Raw genomic sequence first — 23342 nt, 5'->3', positions numbered from 1 at the left:
TCATGCCGGCCTTCCGTTTCGAAGCGATCGACGCGTCGGGGCGCGCGCAAAGAGGCGTCGTCGAAGCCGACAGCGCGCGTAACGCGCGCGGCCAGTTGCGCACGCAGGGCTTGACGCCGCTCGTCGTCGAGCCGGCCGCGAGCGCGCAGCGCGGCGCGCGCAGCCAGCGCCTCGCGCTCGGGCGCAAGCTGTCGCAGCGCGAGCAGGCGATCCTGACGCGCCAGCTCGCGAGCCTGCTCGTCGCCGGGCTGCCGCTCGACGAGGCGCTCGCCGTGCTGACCGAGCAGGCGGAGCGCGAGTACATTCGCGAGCTGATGGCCGCGATCCGTGCCGAAGTGCTCGGCGGCCATTCGCTCGCGAACGCGCTCGCGCAGCATCCGCGAGACTTTCCGGAGATCTACCGCGCGCTCGTCGCGGCGGGCGAGCACACCGGCAAGCTCGGCATCGTGCTGTCGCGGCTCGCCGACTACATCGAGGAGCGCAACGCGCTCAAGCAGAAGATCCTGCTTGCGTTCACCTATCCGGCAATCGTCACGGTGATCGCGTTCGGCATCGTCACGTTTCTGCTGAGCTACGTGGTGCCGCAGGTCGTCAACGTGTTCGCGAGCACGAAACAGCAACTGCCGCTGCTCACGATCGTGATGATGGCGCTGTCCGATTTCGTCAGGCATTGGTGGTGGGCGATCCTGATCGGGGTTGCGGCCGTCGTCTATCTGGTGAAGGCGACGCTGTCGCGCGACGGCCCGCGCCTCGCGTTCGACCGCTGGCTTTTGACCGCCCCGCTCGCGGGCAAGCTCGTGCGCGGCTACAACACGGTGCGCTTCGCGAGCACGCTCGGCATCCTGAGCGCGGCGGGCGTGCCGATCCTGCGCGCGCTGCAGGCGGCGGGCGAGACGCTGTCGAACCGCGCGATGCGCGGCAACATCGAGGATGCGATCGTGCGCGTGCGCGAGGGCTCGGCGCTGTCGCGCGCGCTGAACAACGTGAAGACGTTTCCGCCCGTGCTCGTGCACCTGATCCGTTCGGGCGAGGCCACGGGCGACGTGACGACGATGCTCGACCGCGCGGCCGAAGGCGAGGCGCGCGAGCTCGAGCGTCGCACGATGTTCCTGACGAGCCTGCTCGAGCCGCTGTTGATTCTCGCGATGGGCGGCATCGTGCTCGTGATCGTGCTCGCGGTGATGCTGCCGATCATCGAGCTCAACAACATGGTGCAGTGACGGAAGGCATGCGCGGCCCGCGGCTGCGGCGGGCCGGCTGAAACGAAGCGGGCCCGCCGGGCGGCGCGTTCGGCTTCAGCGGACGTAGATCGCGGGCGAGGGCGTATTGGCGGGCAGGAAGATCTCGGAGCGCGCGCCGTTGCGCTCGACGACGATCGAGCGGTCGCGCACTTCGGCGAGCTTCGCGCCCTGCGCGATCTCGCTGCCGAGCGATACCGCGTGCGGGGCGTCGCCGCCGATGCCGACGATGGCCGCCGCGCCGCGCTGCAGCGCGAGGATGCCGAACAGGTGGATGTCCTGCACCGGGTTGCGGGTGAGCTGGCCGCCGAACAGCGCTGCGGCGTCCTCCGTGCGCACCGGCGTGCGGGCGGCGGCGGCGGGTAGCGGAGCCCGATGCGCGGAGAGCGTGACGACCCAATAGGTGGCCGTCGCGCAGAGCACCGCGAAGAGGGCGAGGGAAAGGAGCCGGATCGATAGCGCGTTCATGCGCACTATTGTACGGATGAATATGAAATTTGCGTTGAGTGGAAGCCCGAAGCAAGTCGCGTCTTACAATGCGGCTTCACGCAGCGGACGCCATGCGGCTCGCACCGCGCGCGTCACGGCGTCACATTCACTCACCGCTCATTTTTTGAAGAAGAGGTAGTACTCATGCAAACGTGGATCACTCGCCGCTCTCAGGCAGCACGCCGTCAACGCGGCTTCACGCTGATCGAGATCATGGTCGTGGTGGCGATTCTCGGCATTCTCGCGGCGCTCATCGTGCCGAAGATCATGAGCCGTCCCGATGAGGCGCGCCGGATCGCGGCGAAGCAGGACATCGGCACGATCATGCAGGCGCTCAAGCTGTACCGTCTCGACAACGGCCGCTATCCGACCCAGGATCAGGGCCTGAACGCGTTGATCCAGAAGCCGACCACCGATCCGATCCCGAACAACTGGAAGGACGGCGGCTATCTTGAACGCCTGCCGAACGATCCGTGGGGCAATTCGTACAAGTATCTGAACCCGGGCGTGCACGGCGAGATCGACGTGTTCAGCTACGGCGCCGACGGCAAGGAAGGCGGCGAAAGCAACGATTCCGACATCGGCTCGTGGCAATGAGCCGCTGACCCCACGCTCTCGCGCGACGCACGCACTTTTCTCGATGTACGCACGACCCGGCACGATTTTCGTTTGCGGCACGCGGCGTCACGCGGGGGTTTCTCGCGGCCGGGCCGCGCAGGCGCGCTTCAGGACTTCCGCGGACGCTTCGCCCGGCTGCCCGGCGGGAATCCTCCCGGCGCGCCGCGCGCGCGGCTTCACGCTGCTCGAAATGCTCGTCGTGCTCGTGATCGCGGGCATCCTCGTGTCGGTCGCGTCGCTCACGCTCAGGCGCAACCCGCGCACCGATCTGCGCGAGGAAGCGCAGCGCGTCGCGCTGCTGTTCGAGACGGCGGGCGACGAGGCGCAGGTGCGCGCGCGGCCGATCGCGTGGCGCGCGACCGATCACGGTTTTCGCTTCGACATCCGCACGGGCGACGGCTGGCGTCCGCTGCGCGACGACGTGCTGCGCGCGCGCGACTGGGACGGCGGCGTGACAGGCGCAGCGATCGACTATCCCGGCTCGGACACCCATACGGACGCGGTCGTGTTCGGCACCGAAAGCATCGACGTGCCGGTGCGCGTCACGCTGTATTCGGCGGTCGGCAGCGCGACGATCGTCGGCACGGGCAACGGCCGCTACGAGGTGCGGTGACGTGCGCGCGCCCGCCCCGCTCCGCTCGCCCGCGCGTTCGCGCGGCTTCACGATGATCGAGGTGCTCGTCGCGCTCGCGATCATCGCGGTTGCGCTCGCGGCGTCGATCCGCGCGGTCGGCTCGATGGCGACGGGCGCATCCGATCTGCACGCGCGCCTGCTCGCCGGCTGGAGCGCGGACAACGCGCTCGCGCAACTGCGGCTCGCGCACGCGTGGCCCGACATCGGCTCGCAGACGTTCGACTGCTCGCAGGGCAACGTCGCGCTCACCTGCACGCAGCGCGTGAGTTCGACGCCGAATCCCGTGTTCAGGCGCGTCGAGATCGCGGTGTCGATGAACGGCCGCGCCGGCGTGCTCGCGCAGATGGTTACGGTGGTTGCGAATGAAACCAGCCGTCCGCTCTGAGCGCCGCGCGCCCGGCGAGAAGCGCCCCCGGCGGGCGCGCGCCTTCCTGCGAAGCGCGCGCGACGGCGCGCGCGGCTTCACGCTGATCGAGATGATGATCGCGATCACGATTCTCGCGGTGATTGCGATCCTGTCGTGGCGCGGGCTCGACCAGATCATCCGCGGCCGCGAGAAGGTGGCGGCCGCGATGGAGGACGAGCGCGTGTTCGCGCAGATGTTCGACCAGATGCGCATCGACGCGCGGCGCGCCGCGACCGACGACGAAGCGGGCCAGCCCGCGGTGCGCGTCGCGGGCGACACGCTGCAGATCGTGCGCGAGTTCGACGCGCCGGGCGCGGCGCCGCGGCTGCAGGTCGTGCGCTACCGGATCTCGAGCGGCCGCGTCGTGCGTTACGCGTCGCCGCCGATCGGCGACGTCAACGCGTTGCGCGACGCGCTGCGCGGCGGCGGCACCGAAGGCTGGAGCGAGGTGCCGCTGATGCGCGGCGTCGGCATGATCAACGCGCGGCTGTACGTGCCGAAGGTCGGCTGGACGACCAGCATGCCGGACGCCGACAACGCGCTCGAGCAGAACAACAACGCGCTCAAGGTGCCGATGCTCGGCAATGCGCCGCCGCCGCGCGCGGTGACGGGGCTCGAGGTCAGCATCGGCGCGACGTCGCTGCGCGTGCCGATCACGCGCGTTTTCCTCATCGGGGAGTGACATGCGCGCCTTCGCCCTCCTCGTTCGTTTCGCTTTGCTTCGCCGCTGGCGCGCGCCGCTTGGCCCGCACGCTCCGGGCCCGGCGCGCCCGGCGTCGACGCGTTTGCCGTGCGCGCCGCGCAGCAGCGGCGGCAGCGGCGCAGACGGCGATTTCCGCGTTTGCCCGCCCGCGGGCCGTTCGCAAGCGCTCGCGCATCGCGAGCGCGGCGTCGCGATCATCAACGCGCTGCTCGTCGTCGCGCTGTCGGCGATCCTCGTCTCCGGGATGCTGTGGCGCCAGCAGGTGCAGGTGCGCCGGATCGAGAACCAGCGGCTGCTCGCGCAGGCGCAGTGGGTCGCGCGCGGCGCGCTCGACTGGACGCGGATGGTGCTGCGCTCCGAAGGCGACACGGCGCCCGGCATCACCTATCTCGGCGGGATCTGGGCGGTGCCGATCGCGAAGACGAAGCTGTCCGACTTTCTCGGCCGCGTCGGCGTGACCGACGCGGCCGGAGGCGCGGACACTTTTCTGTCCGGCTCGATCGAGGACGCGCAGGCGAAGTTCAACCTGCGCGATCTCGTGTCGTCGCCCGCGCCGGGTGCGCTGCAACTGAACGCGGCGCAGGTGCAGACGTTCCAGCGGCTGCTGTCGACGCTCGGGCTCGACCAGCAGCTCGCGAAGATCGTCGCGCGCCGCGTGCGCGCGGGACTCAGGCAGTCGGCGACGCGCTTCCAGGCGGCCCAGTTGCCGGGCGCCGCGAGCGGCGTGCCCGTTCCGCTGCCGGACGGCGGCACCGAGAGCGGCGGCAATTTCACCGACGAGCCGGGCATTGCGGGCGGCGAAGGCCGCGGGCCCGCACCGCTGATGATGACGAGCGTCGATTCGCTGCTTGACGTCGAGGGTTTCACGCCGGAGATGGTCGAGCGGCTGCGCCCGTTCGTCACCGTGCTGCCGACGGTGACGCCCGTCAATCTGAACACCGCGCCCGCCGAGGTGATCGCGGCGCTCGTGCCGGGGATGTCCGTGTCGTCCGCGCAGGCGCTCGTGTCGCGGCGCGAGACCGTGTTCTTCCGCAACGTCGGCGACGTGACGCTCGCGCTGCGCGGCGCCGGCGCGCCGACCGTGAACCTCGATTCGGGCCAGATCGACGTCACGTCGAGCTATTTCATCGTGCATGGCCGGATCGAGCACGACCGGGCGGTCGTGGATCGCACGTCGCTCGTGTATCGTGATCCGACCACGCACACGACGCGCATCGTGCGCATTCGCGATCAGCTATAACAACGCCATCCGGGAGAGGAGCTCTTGAGCACGTTGATTGTCCTATTGCCGCCGCGCGAGCCGGCCGTGCCGTTGCAGGAATGGCAATGGCCCGAGCTGCCGTTCGCGCTCGTCGACAAGAGCGGCCACACGCAGCGCGCGGGCCGCGCGGCGTTCGCGCTGCTGCCTCAGGCGGCGACGACGGTGCTCGTCGTCGCCGCCCGCGACCTGCTGATGCTCGAACAGACGGTGCCGCCGCTGAAAGGGCCGAAACTGAAGCAGGCGCTGCCGAACATCATCGAGGATCAACTGATCCAGGATCCGCAGGGCTGCCATATCGCAGTCGACCCGGCGGCGCTCGACGGCGGGCGCCGCGTGCTCGCGGTGATCGACCGCGCGTGGTTCAAGTTCATCGTCGACGCGTTCGCCGCGGCGGGGCATCGCCATCTGCGCGCGGTGCCCGTCACGCGCTGCCTGCCGCCTGCGTCACGGCGCGATGCGGCTGGAGCGGCCGAGGCCGAGGCCGTTGCCGCGCTCGAGCAGCCGGCCGCGCGCGAAGCCGCAGCCGGCGCGCCGGGCAGCGGCCACGCGGCCGCCGACGGCGCGGCGGCGGACGCCATTGCGCCGGCCGAATCGATCGTCGCGGTCGCGCTCGGCCTGGCCGCGACGGCGAGCGCGCCGTCGCTCGCCGAGGAATCGGCGGCGCTGCTGCCGGAGGTGGCCGCCGCGCCGCGCGTCGAGCTCGCGCTCGCGCGCGGCGCGCTCGGCGAAGGCTTCGCCGCGCCGGTGTCGACCGCGGTGACGACGCTCGAGGCGCTCGCGAACGGCACGCCGCTCGAGCTCTACGAGCTCGGCGAGCCGGGCGCCGAGCCGCAGCTCGCGTCGGTGCGGCCGCTCGACGACAAGCGCCTGCTGCCGGGCGCCGCGATCTGGCCGTTCGACGCGCTCGTGCGCCGCGCGCTCGACGCCCGTTTCGACCTGTGCCAGTTCGAATTCGAGTTCGCGCCGTGGCGCTTCGACCGCGCGACGTTCATGCGCCTGCGCGCGCCGCTCGCGCTCGCGGCGGTGACGCTCGTCGTCGCGGTGATCGGCGCGAACGCGCACTGGTGGAAGCTCTCGCGCGAACGCGACGCGCTCGCCGCGCAGATCACCGAGACGCTGCTGTCGGCATTCCCGAAGACGACGACGGTGCTCGATCCGGCCGCGCAGATGACGCGCCAGCTCGACCGGCTGCGGATCGCGGCGGGCGAGCTGTCGCCGAACGATTTCCTGTCGCTCGCGAGCGGCCTCGCGCGCTCGCTCGGGCCGTTGCCGCCGAACGGCATCGCGTCGCTCGACTATCACGATCGCCGGCTCGACGTCGGCTTCAAGCCCGAGACCAAGGTCGACCCCGATTTCGCGCAGCGCCTCGCGCGCAACGGCCTCACGGGCGAGATCGACAGCAGCACGGGCAAGTGGACCATTCGGAGCCGGTCATGAAAACGGAGTTCAACGAAGCGCTGACCCAGTTCTGGGAGGGCCGCACCGCGCGCGAGAAGCTGCTGCTCGGCTGGGGCGGCGCGGCGCTCGCGGTGGCGATCGCCTATTCGGTGCTGTGGTCGCCCGCGCAGGAGGGCCGCGCGCGAATCCAGCGCGAGCTGCCGACGATGCGTCACGAGCTCGCCGAGATGACCGCGCAGGCGAATGAAGCGCGCTCGCTCGCGGGCGCGGCGCAAGGCGTCGCGCCGACGGGCGTCGCGTTGAAGGATGCGCTCGCCGCGTCGCTGTCCGATCACGGGCTCGCGGCGGCGGCGCCGCAAGTCGTTGGCGGCGGCGTGCAGATCCAGTTGAAAAACGCGTCGTTCCCCGCGTGGACGCAGTGGCTCGACGACGTGCGCCGCCAGTTCAAGGCGCAGGTCGTCGAAGCGCACGTGAGCGCGCTCAAGGAGGACGGCCAGGTCGATCTGACGGCCGTGCTGCAGCCGGCGTCGGTCAAGTGAGCGATGTCGATGCGCTATACGGCCGGCGGAGTGCCCGGATGCCGATGACCTGGCCGATGCGCATCCGGCGCGTCGCGCCGTGGGTCGTCGTCGGCGGCGCGGCGATGCTCGTCACGCTCGTCGCGCTGCTGCCTGCGTCGTGGGTGACGCCGCAGTTCGCGCGCGCGACGGGCGGCCACGTCAATCTCGTCGACCCGGAAGGCTCGCTCTGGCGCGGCTCGGCGACGCTCCTGCTCGCGCCCGGCGCGGACCGCAGCGCGTCGACGCTGTTGCCCGGACGCGTCGAATGGCGCACGCAGTTCTGGCCGCTCTTCACCGGGCGCGTGCGGATGCGGCTGCGCCAGACCGACGCGATGCCCGACGGGGTCACGCTCGATGCGACGCTGCGCGGTGCGGTGCTGTCGGCGGGGGCGATGGCGGTGCCGGCGTCGCTGCTCGCGGGGCTCGGCACGCCGTTCAACACGCTCGACCTGCAGGGTGACGTGCGGCTCGACTGGACCGATTGGCGGCTCTTCGGCAAGGACGCGTTCGGCCAGCTCACCGTGACGATCACCGACATGAGCTCGCGCGTGTCGCGCGTGAAGCCGCTCGGGTCGTACCGCGCGGTGCTCGAGGCGCGCGGCGCGAATTCGACGCTCGACCTGTCGACGTCGAAAGGGCCGCTGATGATGTCGGGGCAAGGAAATTTCGGCGCGACGGGCGCGTCGTTTCGCGGCACCGCGAGCGCCGCGCCCGAGCAGCGCGACAACCTCGCGGGCCTGCTGAACCTGCTCGGCCATCCGATCGGCGGCGGCGCGGTGTCGTTGATCTACGGCGACGCGGCGCGCTGACGCCGAAGGCGGCAAGTTGCCGATGCGCCGATGCGCCGACCGGCGGGCCGCCGGCCGGTTTCGTCACTGCGCGGGCGTGGCGCTCGTTCGAACAGCCGGCGCATCGGTCGCGGCCGTCGCGACCACGGCCGCCGACCGGTCCGCCGGACGAACGGCCGCCGCCGGCACGGCTGCCGGTGCCACCGCCCCAGCCGGCGCGGATGCCGGCAGCGCGGCGGGCGCCTGCACGCCGCCTGTCTCGCGCGCGATCTGCGACACGTCCCATCCGCCGCCCAGCGCCTTCACGAGCCCGACCGACGACACCATCCGCTGCCCGATGATCGTCGTGAGTTTCTGCCGCGCGCTGAACGCGGTCGTCTGCGCGGTCAGCACGTTCAGATAGCCGACGGTGCCCGCCTTGTACTGATTGAGCGTGATGTCGAGCGCATGCTGCGCGGACTCGACCGCCTGCCGCTGCACGACGATTTCCTGTTCGAGGATGCGCTGCGACGCGAGGTTGTCCTCGACGTCCTGGAACGCGGACAGCACCGCGGCCCGGTACGCGGCCACGTCCTGATCGTAGGTCGCGCGCGCGGCTTCCGTCTGCGCGGCGCGCAGGCCCGCGTCGAACAGCGTCGCGGCGAGCTGCGGGCCGACCGACCAGAAGCGCGCGGGCAGCGTGAAGAGCTGCGACCACACCGAGCTCTGGAAGCCGCCCGAGGCGGACAGCGTGAGCGTCGGGAAAAACGCGGCGATCGCGACGCCGATCTGCTCGTTCGCGGCGGCCGCGCGCCGCTCGGCGGCGGCGACGTCGGGCCGCCGCTCGAGAATCGCCGACGGCACGTCGATCGGCATCGCGGGCGGCTCGGCCGTGAGCGGCATCGGCGGCAGCGCGAACGTCGATGCCGGCTCGCCGACGAGCGTCGCGATCGCGTGCTCGTACTGCGCGCGCACGATGCCGTTGTCGATCGCGGCGGCCTGCGCCGATTGCAGTTGCGTCTGCGCCTGGATCACGTCCGAGCGCGCGGCGACGCCCTGCGCATACTGGTTCTGCGTGAGCTGCAGCGATTTCTGGTACGACGCGACGGTGTCGTCGAGGAGCTTTTGCGTCGCGTCCGCGGCGCGCAACTGGAAATAGGTCTGCGCGAGCGTCGCCTGCGCGGACAGCCGCGCGTTCGCGAGATCGGCGGCGGCGGCCGCTTCGCCCGCCTTCTGCGCGCCGACCGTGCGGCTCACCTTGCCCCACAGGTCCGGCTCCCACGACGCGTCGAGCCCGACGCTGTAGGTGTTGCCGATCGTGCGCGTCGTGCCGCGCGACGCGGTGCCCGACGACAGCGCGCTCGACGCGCGCGATTCGCTCGCGGTCAGCCCGAGCGTCGGGAAGTACGACGCGCGCGCCTCGGCGACGAGCGCGCGCGCCTGCCGGTACGCGGCCGCATATTGCGCGACGGTCTGGTTCGACGCGTTGAGCTTGTCGATCAGCCCGTTCAGTTGCGGATCGTCGTAGACCGACCACCACGGTCCGCGGTCCGCGCGGTCGGCCGGCTGCGCGACCTTCCAGCCGGGCGGGGCTTCCTTGTACGCGGCGGGAATCGCCGCGTCGGGGCGGTGATAGTCGGGCCCGACCGCGCAGCCGGCGAGCAGCACGGCGGCCGCTGCGGCGACGGCGGCGCTCAGCGCGCGGCGCGCGCGCGGATGTGGGACATGCGGCATGTTCTGGATTCCTGTCGAGGCGGCCGCCGGTGAACCGGGCGAGCGGGCGATGCGGCCGAAACGCCGACGGCGTGGCCGAAATGGTAACTGACGGGTGCGGGAATGCGCAGACGCTAGGTTAAGGCGCGGATGGGGCCGGATGTGTTACCGGCGCGGCGGATCGGTTTACCGCGCGTTACGCGCGCGTCGGCAGCCGTGCGCGGACGGCCTTTCACGAGCAGCAGCGGGCGGGCTCGCCATGCGCAGCGGCGAGGCATGGCTGCGGCGTCGACGGTTCCTGAACCGACGTGGCCCGGCCGCCGCCGTTGCGCGCGCCGCGGTGCCGCCGCTGATCGAACCAGGCGAACCCGAGCGCCGCGAGCGAGCCGCCCGGCACGATCAGCAGCGCCGCGTACAGCGCGATCTTCCAGCCGCGATTCGGACCGGACAGCGTATGACGGGCGGTGTCGGACAGGTTGCGGCGCAGCGCTCCGGCGGCATGTTTCAGGAACGGCATGGGGAAATCCTCGGGACGCATGCCGAACGAAAAGCGGCGGCGCGTGCTAAGCAGGTCAGAACGAGCGAGTCAGAACATTGTCTCTGGCGGTGCGTTAAGCGCATAACTCATTGACCGAAATAATATTGACTATGCAATAAATATTCAAGATACTGGCGGCGTTTTTCCTGGAAAGCACTGTTGCGGTTCGTGCAATCGACCGGACAGCTTGACGATGAGCGGCCTTTACGACCCGGAGCACATGGAGCTCGAATCGAGCCTCGGCTATTACCTGACGAAGGCGCGGCAGGCGCTCGTCGAGCGGCTCGATCGCGCGCTCGGCCCGCTCGAGCTGACCGCGCAGCAGATCAGCGTGATCCTGTTGCTCGCGCGTGGCTATGCGCGCACGCCGTTCGAGCTGTCGCGCAAGCTGTCGTACGACAGCGGCTCGATGACGCGCATGCTCGACCGGCTCGAGAAGAAGGGCTTCATCGCGCGCGCGCGCAGCGAATCGGACCGCCGCGTGATCGAGCTCGCGCTGACCGAGCGCGGCGCGCGGGCCGCGCAGGCGCTGCCCGCGCTGATCGCGACCGAGCTGAACGCGCAGCTCGAGGGCTTCTCGGCCGACGAGCTCGCGCTCCTGACGGACCTGCTGCGGCGCTTCATCGCGAACGCGCCGGGCGTGGCCGATTCCGCGTGCGCCGCGTCGATCGCCGCGCCGCCGCCGGGCGATCGCTGACCGGGAAAGGCCATGAACGACCTTCGGATCGCGGCCCGTTTGCCGCACATTTATCTGTCTGGGCAGAAGCTGACAAGACACTTACTGCCGGCCGATATCGATGCACGAAAGCATGTCGGGGCAACAGTCGCCCCTCAGGAGAATTGACGCATGGCTGCGACGGCCCCCGCTTCCGCTTCCCTTCCCGCCGAGCCCGCGCCGTTGTCGGGCGGCACGCTCGCGCTGCTGACGGTCGGGCTCGCGCTCGGCACGTTCATGGAGGTGCTCGACACGTCGATCGCGAACGTCGCGGTGCCGACGATCTCCGGCAGCCTCGGCGTCGCGACGAGCGAAGGCACCTGGGTGATCTCGTCGTATTCGGTCGCCTCCGCGATCGCGGTGCCGCTGACCGGCTGGCTCGCGCGACGGGTCGGCGAGGTGCGGCTCTTCACGCTGTCGGTGCTCGCGTTCACGATCGCGTCCGCGCTTTGCGGCCTCGCGGAGAACTTCGAATCGCTGATCGCGTTCCGGCTGTTGCAGGGGCTCGTGTCCGGCCCGATGGTGCCGCTGTCGCAAACGATCCTGATGCGCAGCTATCCGCCCGCGAAGCGCGGGCTCGCGCTCGGCCTATGGGCGATGACGGTGATCGTCGCGCCGATCTTCGGCCCCGTGATGGGCGGCTGGATCACCGACAACTACACGTGGCCGTGGATCTTCTACATCAACCTGCCGATCGGCATGTTTTCCGCCGCGTGCGCGTTCTTCCTGCTGCGCGGCCGCGAGACGAAGACGACGAAGCAGCGGATCGACACGATCGGGCTCGCGCTGCTCGTGATCGGCGTGTCGTGCCTGCAGATGATGCTCGACCTCGGCAAGGACCGCGACTGGTTCAATTCGACGTTCATCGCGTCGCTCGCGCTGATCGCCGTCGTGTCGCTCGCGTTCATGCTCGCCTGGGAGGCCACCGAGAAGGAGCCGGTCGTCGATCTGTCGCTCTTCAAGGATCGCAACTTCGCGCTCGGCGCGATGATCATCTCGTTCGGCTTCATGGCGTTCTTCGGCTCGGTCGTGATCTTCCCGCTGTGGCTGCAGACCGTGATGGGCTACACGGCGGGCCTGGCCGGCCTCGCGACCGCGCCCGTCGGCTTCCTCGCGCTCGTGCTGTCGCCGCTGATCGGCCGCAACATGCACCGGCTCGATCTGCGGATGGTCGCGAGCTTCGCATTCGTCGTGTTCGCCGGCGTGTCGATCTGGAACTCGACGTTCACGCTCGACGTGCCGTTCAACCACGTGATCCTGCCTCGGCTCGTGCAGGGGATCGGCGTCGCATGCTTTTTCGTGCCGATGACGACGATCACGCTCTCCAGCATTCCCGACGAGCGGCTCGCGAGCGCATCGGGGCTGTCGAACTTCCTGCGCACGCTGTCGGGCGCGATCGGCACCGCGGTCAGCTCGACGTTCTGGGAAAACGACGCGATCTATCACCACGCGCGGCTCGCCGAATCGGTGAACGTCTACGCGCAGAGCACGCTCGACTATCAAGGCGCGCTCGCGCGGCTCGGCATCATGGGCGACGTGTCGACCGCCCAGATCAACCAGATCGTCACGCAGCAGGGCTTCATGATGGCGACCAACGACTTCTTCTACATTTCGGCGGTCGGATTCGTCGCGCTTGCGGCGCTCGTGTGGGTGACGAAGCCCAGGAAGGGGGCCGGGCCCGCGATGGGGCACTGAGCGGCGGGCGGCGGCGCGCGCCGTGCGTCATGCGAGTCATGCGCCGCGCCGCGCTCAGCGCGCGCGCAGGCTGCCGAACGCGAGATCGTCGCCGGGATCGACGGGGCCCTTCTCGCGCGCGACGTCGAGCCACGCGCGCGCCGCGTGCGACAGATATCCCTTCTTGAGCCAGCCGATCGCGACCGCCCATGCGATCTCCGGCTCGACGATCGGCCGGCACGTGAACTGCGCGGCGTCGAGCCGCCGGCAATACGGCTCGGGCAGCAACGCGATGCCGACGCCCGCGTGCACGAGCGCCGCCATGAAATCCCAGTGGCCGCTGCGGCTCACGATCTGCGGCGTGAAGCCGACCTTGCGGCACGCGTCGAGCACCGCGTCGTGCAGCGCGAGGCTTTCCGCATAGAACACGAACGGCTCGTCGGCGAGGTCGGCGAGCGGCACGGATTCGTCGGCGTCCCAGCGCGAGCCGTGCGGCGCGACGAGATGCAGCGGCGCGCGCACCATCGGCAGCACGTCGAACACGGCCGGATCGACGGGCTCGAGCACGCCGCCCAGCTCCAGCTCGCCCGCGACGAGCGCCTCTTCGATCATGCGCGCGCCCTCCTCGAACAGCTTCAGCTCGATTCCCGGATAGCGCTGCTTGAACGCGGCGATCGCCGGCGTGAACAGCGAACTGCCGAGCGGCGGGATTCCGATCGTCAGCTCGCCGCGCCCGAGCGTGCCGAGATCGTTCAGCTCGGCCTGAAGCTGCGCCTGCGCGGCGAGCACGTCCTGGCCGCGCTGATAGACGATCCGGCCGGCGTCCGTCAGCACCATCTGGCGGCCGTCGCGCAGCAGCAGCGGCGAGCCGATTTCGTCCTCGAGCGCCTTCACCATCTTGCTGATCGTCGGCTGCGTGACGTGCATCTGCTCGGCCGCCACGGTGAAGCTCTGCTGCCTGACGACCTCGACGAAATAACGCAACGCGCGCAGCTCCATCGGCGACTCCTGTTCAGTGAGCGAATCGGTGAAGATTCCCAAACGGAATGGTTTTTATAGAACCAAGTCATTTTATTTATGAACGCGTGAATCCTATACTGCCTCCATTCTGTAAAGCAAGGCATTTCGGGAGCGTTCGATGAGCAGGATCTCGGCTACGGCAGCAGCGGCGGCCCGCCCGGCGGCGGCGCCCGCGCGCACCGGCCGCGCGGCGCGCATCGCGCTGCAGACGGCGGCGCTCGGCGCGCTGTGGGCGGCGATCGACTGGGCGGTGCGCGCGCTCGGCGTGCCGGTGCCGTCCGGCGTGGTCGGCCTCGCGGTTCTGCTCGCGCTGCTGCTGTCCGGCCGCGTCGCGCCCGGCTGGGTGAAGGACGGTGCGAACTGGCTGCTGTCCGACATGCTGCTCTTCTTCATCCCGGCGACCGTCGCGGCGGTCCAGTACGGCGGGCTCTTCAAGGCGGACGGCTGGCGGCTCGCGCTCGTCGTCGTCGCGGGGACCACGTTCGTGATGCTGTCGGTTGCGATCGCGGTCGACGTCGCGGCGGGCTTCGAACGGCGCCTCGCGGTGACGCGCGTGCGCGCCGGCCGCCGCCGCGCGCGGGCCTGAGGCCGGTGCCCCAGTTTCACTGCCATTCGTTTATGGCACCGGTTCTAAGGACTGCATCATGACGACGCCCGATCTCTCGTTGCTTGCCGCGCCTTCGAGCGCCGCGATTTCCGCCGGCTGCTTCGCGCTGACGATCGCACTCTATTTCGCGTCGAAGCGGCTCTACGCGTACCGCAAGACGCTGTTCTTCTCGCCGCTCGTGCTCGTGCCGGCCGTGCTCGTCTCGTTCGTCGCGCTGACGGGCATTCCGTACGCGGTCTACTTCCGCGACACGCGCTGGCTGATGTGGCTGCTCGGCCCGGCGACGATCGCGTTTGCCGTGCCGATCTACGAATACCGCGAGCTGATGAAGCGCCACTGGTTCTCGCTCGCGGTGGGCGTCGTCGTCGGGATCGCGGTCGCGATCTGCGGGTCGCTGCTGCTGTCGAAGCTGCTGCACCTGTCGCCCGAGCTGCAGCGCAGCCTCGTCACGCGCTCGGTGTCGACGCCGTTCGCGCTCGCCGTGTCCGACCGGATCCACGCGCCGCGAGACCTCACCGCGCTTTTCGTGATCGCGACCGGGATTTGCGGGATGCTCGTCGGCGAATTCGTGCTCGCGCTCGTGCCGCTGCGCTCGCGGCTCGCGCGCGGCGCGCTGTTCGGCGCGGCCGCGCATGCGGTGGGCACCGCGAAGGCGCGCGAGATCGGCAGCGAGGAAGGCGTCGTGTCGAGCCTCACGATGATGATCGCGGGCGTCGCGATGGTGCTGATCGCGCCGTTGCTGACGTTGCTGCCGATCTGATTCGCCGGGCCGGCGCCCGGCGGTTCGCGTCCGGTCAGCCCGAATTTCCCGTCCGCATCGTTCTGTTCTTCCCCCGTTCTTCCCTCCCGTTCGCCCCGCCTTTTCGCCCCGCCTTTTCGCCCGCACAGCCAGGCCCGCCCGCCGCTCTCGCCCGCCGCATCGCTTGCGCCCGGCCGTGTCCGCCGCGCCCGATCGCCCCCGCCGCCCTCGCCCGCCCGACGGACAAACGGCTGAGATAGCCGCAAATCCCCCCTCTATTCCGCCCATCGTGCGCGGCCCGGATGCCGAACAATGCAGGCTACCTAGAGTCTTCCCGCAGGCACGCCATGGCTACCACCGCAAACCCGACCGTCGACAAACCGGCCTCGTCCGGCAAGCTCAAGCGCGTCGTCCTTTTCCTGCTGATCGGGATCGTCGCCGCCGCCGCCGCCGCGGGCGGCACGTATTTCGTGCTGTCGAAGGAAGGCGCGCGCGGCGCGGCGCCGAGCGCGCCCCCGCCGCTCGCGGTGCCCGTGTTCTTCGCGCTCGAGCCGCTCACCGTGAATCTCCAGTCGGACGACGGCGCTCAGCACTACCTGCGCGTCGGCCTCTCGCTGAAGCTGACCGATCCGAAGGCGCAGGAGTACCTGACCCAGCACATGCCGGAGCTGCGCAGCCGGATCCTGCTCGCGCTGTCGAACAAGCATCCCGAGCAGCTCGCGACGCTCGAAGGCAAGCACGCGCTCGCCGACGAGCTGAAGACGCTGATCGAGCAGCCGACCCAGCCGGGCAACCTGAGCGCGCGCGTCGACGACGTGCTGTTCACCGAGTTCGTCGTCCAATAACGCCGCCGGCAAAGGAGCGCGCATGGGCCACGAAGAATTCATGTCCCAGGAGGAGGTGGATGCACTCCTCAAGGGCGTCACGGGCGAAGACGACTCGGCCGACGAACCGGCCGAGGCGTCCGGCATTCGCCCCTACAACATCGCGACGCAGGAGCGGATCGTCCGCGGCCGGATGCCTGGCCTCGAGATCATCAACGATCGCTTCGCGCGCCTGTTGCGGATCGGCATCTTCAACTTCATGCGGCGCACGGCGGAGATCTCCGTGAGCCAGGTGAAGGTGCAGAAGTACAGCGAGTTCACCCGCAACCTGCCGATCCCGACCAATCTGAACCTCGTGCACGTGAAGCCGCTGCGCGGCACGTCGCTGTTCGTGTTCGATCCGAACCTCGTGTTCTTCGTCGTCGACAACCTGTTCGGCGGCGACGGGCGTTTCCACACGCGCGTCGAGGGCCGCGATTTCACGGCGACCGAGCAGCGGATCATCGGCAAGCTGCTCAATCTCGTGTTCGAGCATTACGCGAGCGCGTGGAAGAGCGTGCGGCCGCTCGCGTTCGAATTCGTGCGCTCGGAGATGCACACGCAGTTCGCGAACGTCGCGACGCCGAACGAGATCGTGATCGTCACGCAGTTCTCGATCGAGTTCGGGCCGACGGGCGGCACGCTGCACATCTGCATGCCCTACTCGATGATCGAGCCGATCCGCGACGTGCTGAGTTCGCCGATCCAGGGCGAGGCGCTCGAGGTGGACCGCCGCTGGGTGCGCGTGCTGTCGCAGCAGGTGCAATCGGCGGAAGTGGAGCTCGTCGCGGATCTCGCCGAGGTCCCGACGACGTTCGAGAAGATTCTCAACCTGCGCGCGGGCGACGTGCTGCCGCTCGACATCGCGGAATCGATCAGCGCGAAGGTCGACGGCGTGCCGGTGATGGAGTGCGGATACGGCATTTTCAATGGCCAGTACGCGTTGCGCGTGCAGAAGATGATCAGCGCAAGCGATACGATGAAGGAAGGTGGATATGACTGAGTTGAACTCGACCCCCGAGGCCGACGGCATCGACGAACAGGCGTTTGCGGACACCGCGACGAGCGCCGCCGCGGCCGACGGCGCGGCGCCCGCCGCGCCCGCCGCGCCGCAGGAAGACGCTGCGATGGACGACTGGGCGGCCGCGCTCGCCGAGCAGAACCAGCAGCCGATCGAGACGGGCGCGACGGGCGCCGGCGTGTTCCGGCCGCTGTCGAAGGCCGTGGCGAGCTCGACGCACAACGACATCGACCTGATCCTCGACATCCCGGTCAAGATGACGGTCGAGCTCGGCCGCACGAAGATCGCGATCCGCAACCTGCTGCAGCTCGCGCAGGGCTCGGTCGTCGAGCTCGACGGGCTCGCCGGCGAGCCGATGGACGTGCTCGTGAACGGCTGCCTGATCGCGCAGGGCGAAGTGGTGGTGGTCAACGACAAGTTCGGCATCCGGCTCACCGACATCATCACGCCGTCCGAACGCATCCGGAAGCTGAACCGATGAAACCGCGCAGCGCGCCGCTCGCGGCGTTGACGCGCGCCTCGCTTGCCGCGCTCGCGGCCGGCGCGGCGGCGCTGCCCGCTTCGGCCGCCGACATGAACGCGGTGAATCACGCGGCGTCGCTCGCGTCGGGCGTCGTCGTCGGCTCGGCCGCGCCGTCGCTCGGCGTCGGCGCGGTTTTGCAGACGCTCGTCGGGCTCGCGGTCGTGATCGGCCTCGTGTTCGGCTGCGCGTGGCTCGCGCGGCGCTTCGGCTTTCAGCCGCAGCGCCGCGGCGGCGCACTGAAGATCGTCGCGAGCGTCGCGGTCGGCGGCAAGGAGAGCGCGACCGTCGTCGAGATCGGCGATACCTGGCTCGTGCTCGGCGTCGCGCCCGGCAACGTGCGCCTGCTGCACACGCTGCCCGCCGGCTCGGCGGGCGTGATCGGCGCGGCGGGCGGCGCGTCCGCGGGCGCAGGTCTGCCCCGTGCGCCCGGCCCGTTCCCCGAGGGCGCTTCCTTCGGGGCGCGCTTTCGCGACGCGATGCTCGGCGAGGCCGCGAAGCGCTTCAAGCGCGACGGCGGCAAGGATCGCTGACATGCGCCTTCGTTTCGTCGCGCCGCGCGCGGATGCCGCCGCACGCGCGCACGCCCACTCCGGCAGTCGTTCGATGAAAACCGCTTTCCCGCGCGGCGCGCTACGCTGGCTGCCCGCCATCCTGATCGGCTTGGCGCCCGCGCTCGCGTGCGCGCAGGCGGCCGGCCTGCCGGCGTTCAACTCGGCGCCGGGCCCGAACGGCGGCACGACCTACTCGCTGAGCGTGCAGACGATGCTGCTGCTCACGATGCTGTCGTTCCTGCCGGCGATGCTGCTGATGATGACGAGCTTCACGCGGATCATCATCGTGCTGTCGCTGCTGCGGCAGGCGCTCGGCACCGCGTCGACGCCGCCGAACCAGGTGCTCGTCGGCCTCGCGCTCTTCCTCACGCTGTTCGTGATGTCGCCCGTGCTCGACCGCGCCTACGCCGACGCGTACAAGCCGTTTTCCGAAGGCACGCTGCAGATGGACCAGGCGGTGCAGCGCGGCGCCGCGCCCTTCAAGACGTTCATGCTGAAGCAGACGCGCGAGACCGATCTCGCGCTGTTCGCGAAGATCTCGAAGGCCGCGCCGATGCAGGGGCCGGAGGACGTGCCGCTGTCGCTCCTCGTGCCCGCGTTCGTCACGAGCGAGCTGAAGACGGGCTTCCAGATCGGCTTCACGATCTTCATCCCGTTCCTCATCATCGACATGGTCGTCGCGAGCGTGCTGATGTCGATGGGGATGATGATGGTCTCGCCCGCCACCGTGTCGCTGCCTTTCAAGCTGATGCTGTTCGTGCTCGTCGACGGCTGGCAATTGTTGATCGGCTCGCTCGCGCAGAGCTTCACCTAGACCGGTAGATCGAGGAGAGTCGAGATGACCCCCGAAAACGTGATGACGCTTGCGCATCAGGCGATGTACATCGGCCTGCTGCTCGCCGCGCCGCTGCTGCTCGTCGCGCTCGCGGTCGGCCTCGTCGTCAGCCTGTTCCAGGCGGCGACGCAGATCAACGAGGCGACGCTGTCGTTCATCCCGAAGCTGCTCGCGGTCGCGGCGACGATGGTGATCGCCGGGCCGTGGATGCTGTCGACGATGATCGACTACCTGCGCGAGACCCTGCTGCGCGTCGCGACGCTCGGCGCGGGCTGACGCCGTTGCTTCGCGCGGCGCGCCCGCCCGATTCGTCTGGCTCGTCCGGTTCTTCCGGTTCTTCCAGTTCATCGGCTTGTTCCGCTCCGTCCTAGCCTTCGACACCGACCGATGTTCTCCGTCACTTACGCGCAACTGAACGGATGGCTCACCGCCTTCCTGTGGCCGTTCGTGCGGATGCTCGCGCTCGTCGCGATCGCGCCGGTGACGGGCCACCGCGCGACGCCCGTGCGCGTGAAGATCGGGCTCGCGGGCTTCATGGCGCTCGTCGTCGCGCCGACGCTGCCGCCGATGCCCGTCGTCACCGTGTTCTCCGCGCAGGGTGTGTGGATCATCGTCAACCAGTTCCTGATCGGCGCGGCGCTCGGCTTCACGATGCAGATCGTGTTCGCGGCGATCGAGGCGGCGGGCGACATCATCGGCCTGTCGATGGGGCTCGGCTTCGCGACCTTCTTCGATCCGCACGCAAGCGGCGCGACGCCCGTGATGGGGCGCTTCCTGAACGCGGTCGCGATCCTCGCGTTTCTCGCGTTCGACGGGCATCTGCAGGTGTTCGCCGCGCTCGTCGATTCGTTCAGGCTCGTGCCGATCTCGGCCGATCTGCTGCGCGCGGCCGGCTGGCAGACGCTCGTCGCGTTCGGCGCGGCGATTTTCGAGATGGGGCTGTTGCTTGCGCTGCCCGTCGTCGCGGCGCTGTTGATCGCGAACCTCGCGCTCGGCATCCTCAATCGCGCGGCGCCGCAGATCGGGGTCTTCCAGGTCGGCTTTCCGGTGACGATGCTCGTCGGCCTGCTGCTCGTTCAACTGATGGCGCCGAACCTGGTTCCGTTCGTCGGGCGGCTGTTCGATACCGGCGTCGATTTCGTCGGACGTGTCGCGGCTGGCATGCATTGAGATTGAGCGGCGCGCAGGCGCTGCCGGCGCGCCGGTTGCCGGCATGCCGGCGATGGCGGCGTCGCTCGCGTGCCGGCTCCGGCATCGGCCGATCGCGCGACGATGCGCGCCCGCCCCAACCGCCGCGCCCGCCGCGCCCTAGCCGCGCGGCGGCTGCGGCGCCTTCTTCGCCCGGCGCGCGTCCGACGCGGCCCGCAAAATCCGCCGGAACTTCGGACATTCCATGTGGCTCGGCGCGGTGCACGCGGCCGCGTGCCGCAAGCCGTCGCGCATCGAGATCAGCTTGCGGATCGTCCCGTCCAGCTCGTCCGCCTTCGCGGCGAGCATCGCCCGGTCGATGCTCGGCCGCCCTTGCGCGTCGAACATCGATGCGATCTCGTCGAGCGAAAAGCCCGCCGCGCGCCCGAGCGCGATCAACGCGAGCCGCTCGAGCACACGCGCATCGAACGTGCGGCGCAGCCCGCGCCTGCCCGTCGATGCAATCAGCCCCTTTTCCTCGTAGTACCGCAGCGCCGACGCGGGCACGCCGGAGCGCTGCGCGACCTCGGCGATATCCAGGTTTCCCACGCGCTTGACCTCAAGTGGACTTGAATTGGCATAGTGTAGCTCCGGCCTCTCGAAGGCAAGCACTGGAGCACGACGATGAACGTCACGGATCGGAGCGATAACGGAGACAGCGGATACAGCGGATACAGTGGACAGGCGGCGCACTGGAACGGCCGCGCGGGGCGCGCGTGGGCCGACGCGCAGCAGGTGCTCGACCGGATGTTCGAGCCGTTCGCGGAACTGCTCGTGGAGGCGGCCCGCGCGGGCGGCGGGCGGCACGTGCTCGACGTCGGCTGCGGCGCGGGCGCGACGACGCTCGCCGTCGCGCGCATGCTCGGCGAGCAGGGCCGCTGCGTCGGCGTCGACGTGTCGCAGCCGCTGATCGCCGCCGCGCGCGGCCGCGCCGAGCGCGAACGCGTGCCGGTGTGCTTCGTTCACGCCGACGTGCAAACGCACGCGTTCGCGCCGGCGAGCTTCGATACGATCATTTCGCGCTTCGGCGTGATGTTCTTCGAGAACGCCGTCGACGCGTTCGCGAACCTGCTGCGCGCCGCGTCGTCCGACGCGCCGCTCGCGTTCATTGCGTGGCGCGGCGCGGCGGAGAACCCGTTCATGACGACGGCGGAGCGCGCGGCCGCGCCGCTCTTGCCGAGCCTGCCCGCGCGGCAGCCGGACGCGCCCGGCCAGTTCTTCTTCGGCGAGGTGCGGCGGATCGAAGCCGTCCTCGCGCAAAGCGGCTGGCGCGGCGTCGACGTGCGGCCGATCGACGTCGAATGCACACTGCCCGAGCGCGAGCTGATCGGCCATTTCAGCCGGTTCGGCCCGGTCGGCCAGATGTTCGCGGACCTCGACGACGCCATGCGCGCGCGGGTCGTCGACACGGTGCGCGCCGCGTTCGACCCATACGTGTACGGCGCCGACGTGCGCTTCATGGCCGCGTGCTGGCTCGTCAAAGCGCGGGCGCCGGCGAAGTGGTCGACGCGCAAGGAGGCCGTCGGTGTCTGACGCGCTCGCATTTGCCGTCTGCGCGCTCGTGATCGGCACGGGTGCGACCGTCGCGATGGACGTCTGGGCGCTCGTGCGCAAGCGCTGCTTCGGCGTTCCGTCGCTCGACTACGGGCTCGTCGGCCGCTGGCTCGGCCATCTCGCGCGCGCTCGCGTGCGCCACGCGCCGATCGCCGCTTCGCCGCGCATGGCCGGCGAGCGCGCGATCGGCTGGCTCGCGCACTATCTGATCGGCATCGCGTTCGCGGCGCTGTTGCTCGCGCTTTGGGGCCTCGGCTGGGCGGCGGCGCCTACGCTCGGGCCCGCGCTCGCCGTCGGCATCGGCAGCGTCGCGGCGCCGTTCTTCGTGATGCAGCCGGCGATGGGCGCGGGCATCGCGGCGAGCCGCACGCCGCGGCCGGCCGCCGCGCGCTTTCACAGCGTCGTCGCGCACGCGATCTTCGGCCTCGGCCTGTACGGCGCGGGCTGGACGGCGAGCCGGCTCGGCGTGCCGGCGATGCTGGGCGCGGCTTAGCGCCGTTCAAGGGCGCTTCGCCCCGCCGCCGCCGGCGTTGCTGGAAAACCCCTAAAAGAAAGCCGCGCTCGCGAAAGGTTGCGGAAGGTTTCGTCTCCCTATACTCGTTTCGACGATGCAGCAAGCATCGCTCGATACAGACAACATTGGAGACTCCCGATGCGCACCACTCTTCGCGCGCTCAGCCTGGCCGCGGTCGCGGCCGGCCTGTCCTTCGGCTTCGCTTCGCAGCCCGCCTTCGCCGACGACGGCGGCAAGATCACGATCATGGTGGGCGGCATCACGAAGCTCATCTACCTGCCCGCGCGTCTCACGCAGGAGCTCGGCTACTTCAAGGCGGAAGGGCTCGACGTGGATCTGCAGTCGCAGCCGGCGGGCGTCGACGCCGAGAACGAGCTGCTCGCGGGCGCGGTGCAGGGCGTCGTCGGCTTCTATGATCATACGATCGACCTGCAGAGCAAGGGCAAGGACGTGAAGGCGATCGCCGTGCTCGGCCAGGTGCCGGGCGAGGTCGAGATGGTGTCGACGAAGGCCGCGGGCGCGATCAAGTCGATGGCCGACGTGAAGGGCAAGACGCTCGGCGTGACGGGCCTCGGCTCGTCGACGAGCTTCCTCACGCAGTACCTCGCGCAGCAGCACGGAATCGCCGCGAACCAGTACACGATGCTGCCCGTCGGCGCCGACGCGAGCTTCATCGCGGCCGTCAAGCAAGGCCGCATCGACGCGGGGATGACGACCGAGCCGACCGTGTCGGTGCTCGAGAAGAACGGCGACGCGAAGGTGCTCGTCGATCTGCGCACGCTCGACGGCACGCGCGCCGCGCTCGGCGGCACGTATCCGGCGGCGAGCCTGTATGTGCAGTCCGCGTGGGCCGACACGCACAAGGCGCAGGCGGCAAAGCTCGCGCACGCGTTCGCGCGCACGATGCAGTTCATCCACACGCACAGCGCGGAAGAGATCGCCGCGAAGATGCCCGCCGATTACCAGAAGGACAAGGCGCTCTACGTGAGCGCGCTGAAGGCGTCGCTGCCGATGTACACGCCCGACGGCAGGATGCCCGCCGACGGCCCGGCGACGGTGCTCAAGGTGCTGTCCGCGTTCAACCCTTCGGTGAAGGGCAAGCACATCGATCTGTCGAAGACTTATACGAACGAGTTCGTGAGCGCGAAGTGAGCGTGAAACGAGCGCCGCGCCCGACGCGCGATCAGTTTTGAACCAGGCTCGCGAGGGCCGC

General features: G+C 69.9%; 28 protein-coding genes. 23 read left to right on the top strand and 5 right to left on the bottom strand.

Annotated features, from left to right (window positions below):
* Positions 1-2 precede the first annotated feature (2 nt).
* Entirely contained in the window at positions 3-1220 is a 1218-nt protein-coding gene (gene gspF / locus WS92_RS28910) for a type II secretion system inner membrane protein GspF (RefSeq protein WP_059933111.1), read from the top strand.
* Between the two features lie 75 nt (positions 1221-1295).
* Here gspF and WS92_RS28905 read toward each other — a convergent pair whose 3' ends face one another.
* A complete protein-coding gene (locus WS92_RS28905) occupies positions 1296-1706 on the bottom strand; it encodes a general secretion pathway protein GspC (protein WP_009910818.1) in 411 nt (136 codons plus the stop codon).
* Between the two features lie 165 nt (positions 1707-1871).
* Between WS92_RS28905 and gspG the strand changes: the two genes are divergently transcribed.
* Genes gspG through WS92_RS28865 form a run of 8 tightly spaced genes read left to right on the top strand, consistent with a single transcriptional unit; the run spans position 1872 to position 8116 of the window.
* A complete protein-coding gene (gene gspG / locus WS92_RS28900; RefSeq protein WP_004196811.1) occupies positions 1872-2324 on the top strand; it encodes a type II secretion system major pseudopilin GspG in 453 nt (150 codons plus the stop codon).
* A gap of 43 nt (positions 2325-2367) precedes the next feature.
* A complete protein-coding gene (locus WS92_RS28895; protein WP_006023983.1) occupies positions 2368-2958 on the top strand; it encodes a GspH/FimT family pseudopilin in 591 nt (196 codons plus the stop codon).
* A 1-nt stretch (position 2959) separates the two neighbouring features.
* Positions 2960-3364 carry a type II secretion system minor pseudopilin GspI gene (gspI, locus tag WS92_RS28890; protein WP_006023984.1) on the top strand — a complete coding sequence of 135 codons (405 nt, stop codon included), beginning with the start codon at positions 2960-2962 and terminating at the stop codon, positions 3362-3364.
* Positions 3342-4067 (top strand): PulJ/GspJ family protein, encoded by a 726-nt coding sequence (locus tag WS92_RS28885; RefSeq protein WP_015600488.1) that lies wholly within the window; start codon positions 3342-3344, stop codon positions 4065-4067. Before gspI ends, WS92_RS28885 begins: the two co-directional genes overlap by 23 nt.
* A gap of 1 nt (position 4068) precedes the next feature.
* A complete protein-coding gene (gspK, locus tag WS92_RS28880; RefSeq protein ID WP_059933109.1) occupies positions 4069-5328 on the top strand; it encodes a type II secretion system minor pseudopilin GspK in 1260 nt (419 codons plus the stop codon).
* A gap of 24 nt (positions 5329-5352) precedes the next feature.
* Positions 5353-6786, top strand: coding sequence for a type II secretion system protein GspL (gene gspL, locus WS92_RS28875; RefSeq protein ID WP_059933106.1), 1434 nt, complete (start codon positions 5353-5355; stop codon positions 6784-6786).
* On the top strand, positions 6783-7286 hold the full coding sequence (locus WS92_RS28870; protein ID WP_006023988.1) for a type II secretion system protein GspM: 504 nt from the start codon (positions 6783-6785) through the stop codon (positions 7284-7286). Before gspL ends, WS92_RS28870 begins: the two co-directional genes overlap by 4 nt.
* A 38-nt stretch (positions 7287-7324) precedes the next feature.
* Positions 7325-8116 (top strand): type II secretion system protein N, encoded by a 792-nt coding sequence (locus tag WS92_RS28865; protein ID WP_006023989.1) that lies wholly within the window; start codon positions 7325-7327, stop codon positions 8114-8116.
* Between the two features lie 63 nt (positions 8117-8179).
* Here WS92_RS28865 and WS92_RS28860 read toward each other — a convergent pair whose 3' ends face one another.
* Together WS92_RS28860 and WS92_RS28855 are read right to left on the bottom strand one after the other, a co-directional pair.
* Complete coding sequence (locus WS92_RS28860; protein WP_059933104.1) at positions 8180-9808, bottom strand: efflux transporter outer membrane subunit; 1629 nt, start codon at positions 9806-9808, stop codon at positions 8180-8182.
* Positions 9809-10019: 211 nt separating this feature from the next.
* Entirely contained in the window at positions 10020-10304 is a 285-nt protein-coding gene (locus tag WS92_RS28855; protein WP_059933103.1) for a hypothetical protein, read from the bottom strand.
* Between the two features lie 208 nt (positions 10305-10512).
* On the opposite strand from WS92_RS28855, the gene WS92_RS28850 reads away from it, so the two are divergent.
* Positions 10513-11022: a MarR family winged helix-turn-helix transcriptional regulator gene (locus WS92_RS28850; protein ID WP_059933101.1), complete on the top strand. Its 510-nt coding sequence runs from the start codon at positions 10513-10515 to the stop codon at positions 11020-11022.
* 150 nt (positions 11023-11172) lie between these two features.
* A complete protein-coding gene (locus WS92_RS28845) occupies positions 11173-12735 on the top strand; it encodes a DHA2 family efflux MFS transporter permease subunit (RefSeq protein WP_059933099.1) in 1563 nt (520 codons plus the stop codon).
* A 54-nt stretch (positions 12736-12789) separates the two neighbouring features.
* On the opposite strand, the gene WS92_RS28840 is transcribed toward WS92_RS28845, so the two are convergent.
* Positions 12790-13713 carry a LysR family transcriptional regulator gene (locus WS92_RS28840; protein WP_009910831.1) on the bottom strand — a complete coding sequence of 308 codons (924 nt, stop codon included), beginning with the start codon at positions 13711-13713 and terminating at the stop codon, positions 12790-12792.
* Positions 13714-13852: 139 nt separating this feature from the next.
* Here WS92_RS28840 and WS92_RS28835 point away from each other — a divergent pair, with 139 nt between their 5' ends.
* From WS92_RS28835 to fliR, 9 genes are all read left to right on the top strand, one after another.
* Entirely contained in the window at positions 13853-14320 is a 468-nt protein-coding gene (locus WS92_RS28835; RefSeq protein WP_059933097.1) for a CidA/LrgA family protein, read from the top strand.
* A 58-nt stretch (positions 14321-14378) separates the two neighbouring features.
* Entirely contained in the window at positions 14379-15101 is a 723-nt protein-coding gene (locus tag WS92_RS28830) for an LrgB family protein (protein ID WP_006023996.1), read from the top strand.
* Positions 15102-15427: 326 nt separating this feature from the next.
* The gene (gene fliL, locus WS92_RS28825; protein ID WP_006023997.1) at positions 15428-15925 is read left to right on the top strand and encodes a flagellar basal body-associated protein FliL; all 498 of its coding nucleotides are present in this window, start codon (positions 15428-15430) and stop codon (positions 15923-15925) included.
* Between the two features lie 22 nt (positions 15926-15947).
* Complete coding sequence (gene fliM, locus WS92_RS28820; RefSeq protein ID WP_006023998.1) at positions 15948-16946, top strand: flagellar motor switch protein FliM; 999 nt, start codon at positions 15948-15950, stop codon at positions 16944-16946.
* Positions 16939-17445, top strand: coding sequence for a flagellar motor switch protein FliN (gene fliN / locus WS92_RS28815; protein ID WP_015600959.1), 507 nt, complete (start codon positions 16939-16941; stop codon positions 17443-17445). Before fliM ends, fliN begins: the two co-directional genes overlap by 8 nt.
* Entirely contained in the window at positions 17442-18017 is a 576-nt protein-coding gene (gene fliO, locus WS92_RS28810; protein ID WP_015600693.1) for a flagellar biosynthetic protein FliO, read from the top strand. The genes fliN and fliO overlap by 4 nt, the downstream gene beginning before the upstream one ends.
* Positions 18018-18090: 73 nt before the next feature.
* Positions 18091-18852 (top strand): flagellar type III secretion system pore protein FliP, encoded by a 762-nt coding sequence (gene fliP, locus WS92_RS28805; protein WP_009910845.1) that lies wholly within the window; start codon positions 18091-18093, stop codon positions 18850-18852.
* A gap of 24 nt (positions 18853-18876) precedes the next feature.
* Positions 18877-19149, top strand: a complete 273-nt coding sequence (gene fliQ / locus WS92_RS28800; protein ID WP_004199882.1) for a flagellar biosynthesis protein FliQ — start codon at positions 18877-18879, stop codon at positions 19147-19149.
* Between the two features lie 111 nt (positions 19150-19260).
* On the top strand, positions 19261-20043 hold the full coding sequence (gene fliR, locus WS92_RS28795) for a flagellar biosynthetic protein FliR (RefSeq protein WP_059933094.1): 783 nt from the start codon (positions 19261-19263) through the stop codon (positions 20041-20043).
* 138 nt (positions 20044-20181) lie between these two features.
* Here the strand turns inward: fliR and WS92_RS28790 are convergent, their stop codons facing one another.
* A complete protein-coding gene (locus WS92_RS28790) occupies positions 20182-20610 on the bottom strand; it encodes a helix-turn-helix domain-containing protein (protein WP_015602401.1) in 429 nt (142 codons plus the stop codon).
* A 75-nt stretch (positions 20611-20685) separates the two neighbouring features.
* On the opposite strand from WS92_RS28790, the gene WS92_RS28785 reads away from it, so the two are divergent.
* The 3 genes from WS92_RS28785 (at position 20686) to WS92_RS28775 (ending at position 23281) form a co-directional block, all read left to right on the top strand.
* The gene (locus WS92_RS28785) at positions 20686-21594 is read left to right on the top strand and encodes a class I SAM-dependent methyltransferase (RefSeq protein WP_059933092.1); all 909 of its coding nucleotides are present in this window, start codon (positions 20686-20688) and stop codon (positions 21592-21594) included.
* The gene (locus tag WS92_RS28780) at positions 21587-22108 is read left to right on the top strand and encodes a DUF2938 domain-containing protein (RefSeq protein WP_015601251.1); all 522 of its coding nucleotides are present in this window, start codon (positions 21587-21589) and stop codon (positions 22106-22108) included. Before WS92_RS28785 ends, WS92_RS28780 begins: the two co-directional genes overlap by 8 nt.
* Before the next feature lie 159 nt (positions 22109-22267).
* The gene (locus WS92_RS28775; RefSeq protein ID WP_006024007.1) at positions 22268-23281 is read left to right on the top strand and encodes an ABC transporter substrate-binding protein; all 1014 of its coding nucleotides are present in this window, start codon (positions 22268-22270) and stop codon (positions 23279-23281) included.
* Positions 23282-23342 lie beyond the last annotated feature (61 nt).

Source organism: Burkholderia sp. MSMB1588 (assembly GCF_001546925.1).
In the GTDB taxonomy this organism is placed as follows: domain Bacteria; phylum Pseudomonadota; class Gammaproteobacteria; order Burkholderiales; family Burkholderiaceae; genus Burkholderia; species Burkholderia humptydooensis.
Note: the sequence above shows the minus strand (reverse complement) of the source record. Positions and strands in the feature narration are given on the sequence as shown.

What these genes read in the sequence shown, in the direction of transcription:
- WS92_RS28830 (WP_006023996.1), top strand. Translation starts at nt 14,379, where the DNA reads ATGACGACGCCCGATCTCTCGTTGCTTGCCGCGCCTTCGAGCGCCGCG.
- WS92_RS28860 (WP_059933104.1), bottom strand. Translation starts at nt 9,808, where the DNA reads ATGCCGCATGTCCCACATCCGCGCGCGCGCCGCGCGCTGAGCGCCGCC.
- fliM (WP_006023998.1), top strand. Translation starts at nt 15,948, where the DNA reads ATGGGCCACGAAGAATTCATGTCCCAGGAGGAGGTGGATGCACTCCTC.
- fliN (WP_015600959.1), top strand. Translation starts at nt 16,939, where the DNA reads ATGACTGAGTTGAACTCGACCCCCGAGGCCGACGGCATCGACGAACAG.
- fliL (WP_006023997.1), top strand. Translation starts at nt 15,428, where the DNA reads ATGGCTACCACCGCAAACCCGACCGTCGACAAACCGGCCTCGTCCGGC.
- gspF (WP_059933111.1), top strand. Translation starts at nt 3, where the DNA reads ATGCCGGCCTTCCGTTTCGAAGCGATCGACGCGTCGGGGCGCGCGCAA.
- WS92_RS28865 (WP_006023989.1), top strand. Translation starts at nt 7,325, where the DNA reads ATGCCGATGACCTGGCCGATGCGCATCCGGCGCGTCGCGCCGTGGGTC.
- WS92_RS28885 (WP_015600488.1), top strand. Translation starts at nt 3,342, where the DNA reads ATGAAACCAGCCGTCCGCTCTGAGCGCCGCGCGCCCGGCGAGAAGCGC.
- gspK (WP_059933109.1), top strand. Translation starts at nt 4,069, where the DNA reads ATGCGCGCCTTCGCCCTCCTCGTTCGTTTCGCTTTGCTTCGCCGCTGG.
- WS92_RS28855 (WP_059933103.1), bottom strand. Translation starts at nt 10,304, where the DNA reads ATGCCGTTCCTGAAACATGCCGCCGGAGCGCTGCGCCGCAACCTGTCC.
- WS92_RS28785 (WP_059933092.1), top strand. Translation starts at nt 20,686, where the DNA reads ATGAACGTCACGGATCGGAGCGATAACGGAGACAGCGGATACAGCGGA.
- WS92_RS28870 (WP_006023988.1), top strand. Translation starts at nt 6,783, where the DNA reads ATGAAAACGGAGTTCAACGAAGCGCTGACCCAGTTCTGGGAGGGCCGC.
- WS92_RS28835 (WP_059933097.1), top strand. Translation starts at nt 13,853, where the DNA reads ATGAGCAGGATCTCGGCTACGGCAGCAGCGGCGGCCCGCCCGGCGGCG.
- gspG (WP_004196811.1), top strand. Translation starts at nt 1,872, where the DNA reads ATGCAAACGTGGATCACTCGCCGCTCTCAGGCAGCACGCCGTCAACGC.
- WS92_RS28840 (WP_009910831.1), bottom strand. Translation starts at nt 13,713, where the DNA reads ATGGAGCTGCGCGCGTTGCGTTATTTCGTCGAGGTCGTCAGGCAGCAG.
- fliQ (WP_004199882.1), top strand. Translation starts at nt 18,877, where the DNA reads ATGACCCCCGAAAACGTGATGACGCTTGCGCATCAGGCGATGTACATC.
- fliR (WP_059933094.1), top strand. Translation starts at nt 19,261, where the DNA reads ATGTTCTCCGTCACTTACGCGCAACTGAACGGATGGCTCACCGCCTTC.
- WS92_RS28845 (WP_059933099.1), top strand. Translation starts at nt 11,173, where the DNA reads ATGGCTGCGACGGCCCCCGCTTCCGCTTCCCTTCCCGCCGAGCCCGCG.
- fliP (WP_009910845.1), top strand. Translation starts at nt 18,091, where the DNA reads ATGAAAACCGCTTTCCCGCGCGGCGCGCTACGCTGGCTGCCCGCCATC.
- fliO (WP_015600693.1), top strand. Translation starts at nt 17,442, where the DNA reads ATGAAACCGCGCAGCGCGCCGCTCGCGGCGTTGACGCGCGCCTCGCTT.
- WS92_RS28905 (WP_009910818.1), bottom strand. Translation starts at nt 1,706, where the DNA reads ATGAACGCGCTATCGATCCGGCTCCTTTCCCTCGCCCTCTTCGCGGTG.
- WS92_RS28895 (WP_006023983.1), top strand. Translation starts at nt 2,368, where the DNA reads ATGTACGCACGACCCGGCACGATTTTCGTTTGCGGCACGCGGCGTCAC.
- WS92_RS28775 (WP_006024007.1), top strand. Translation starts at nt 22,268, where the DNA reads ATGCGCACCACTCTTCGCGCGCTCAGCCTGGCCGCGGTCGCGGCCGGC.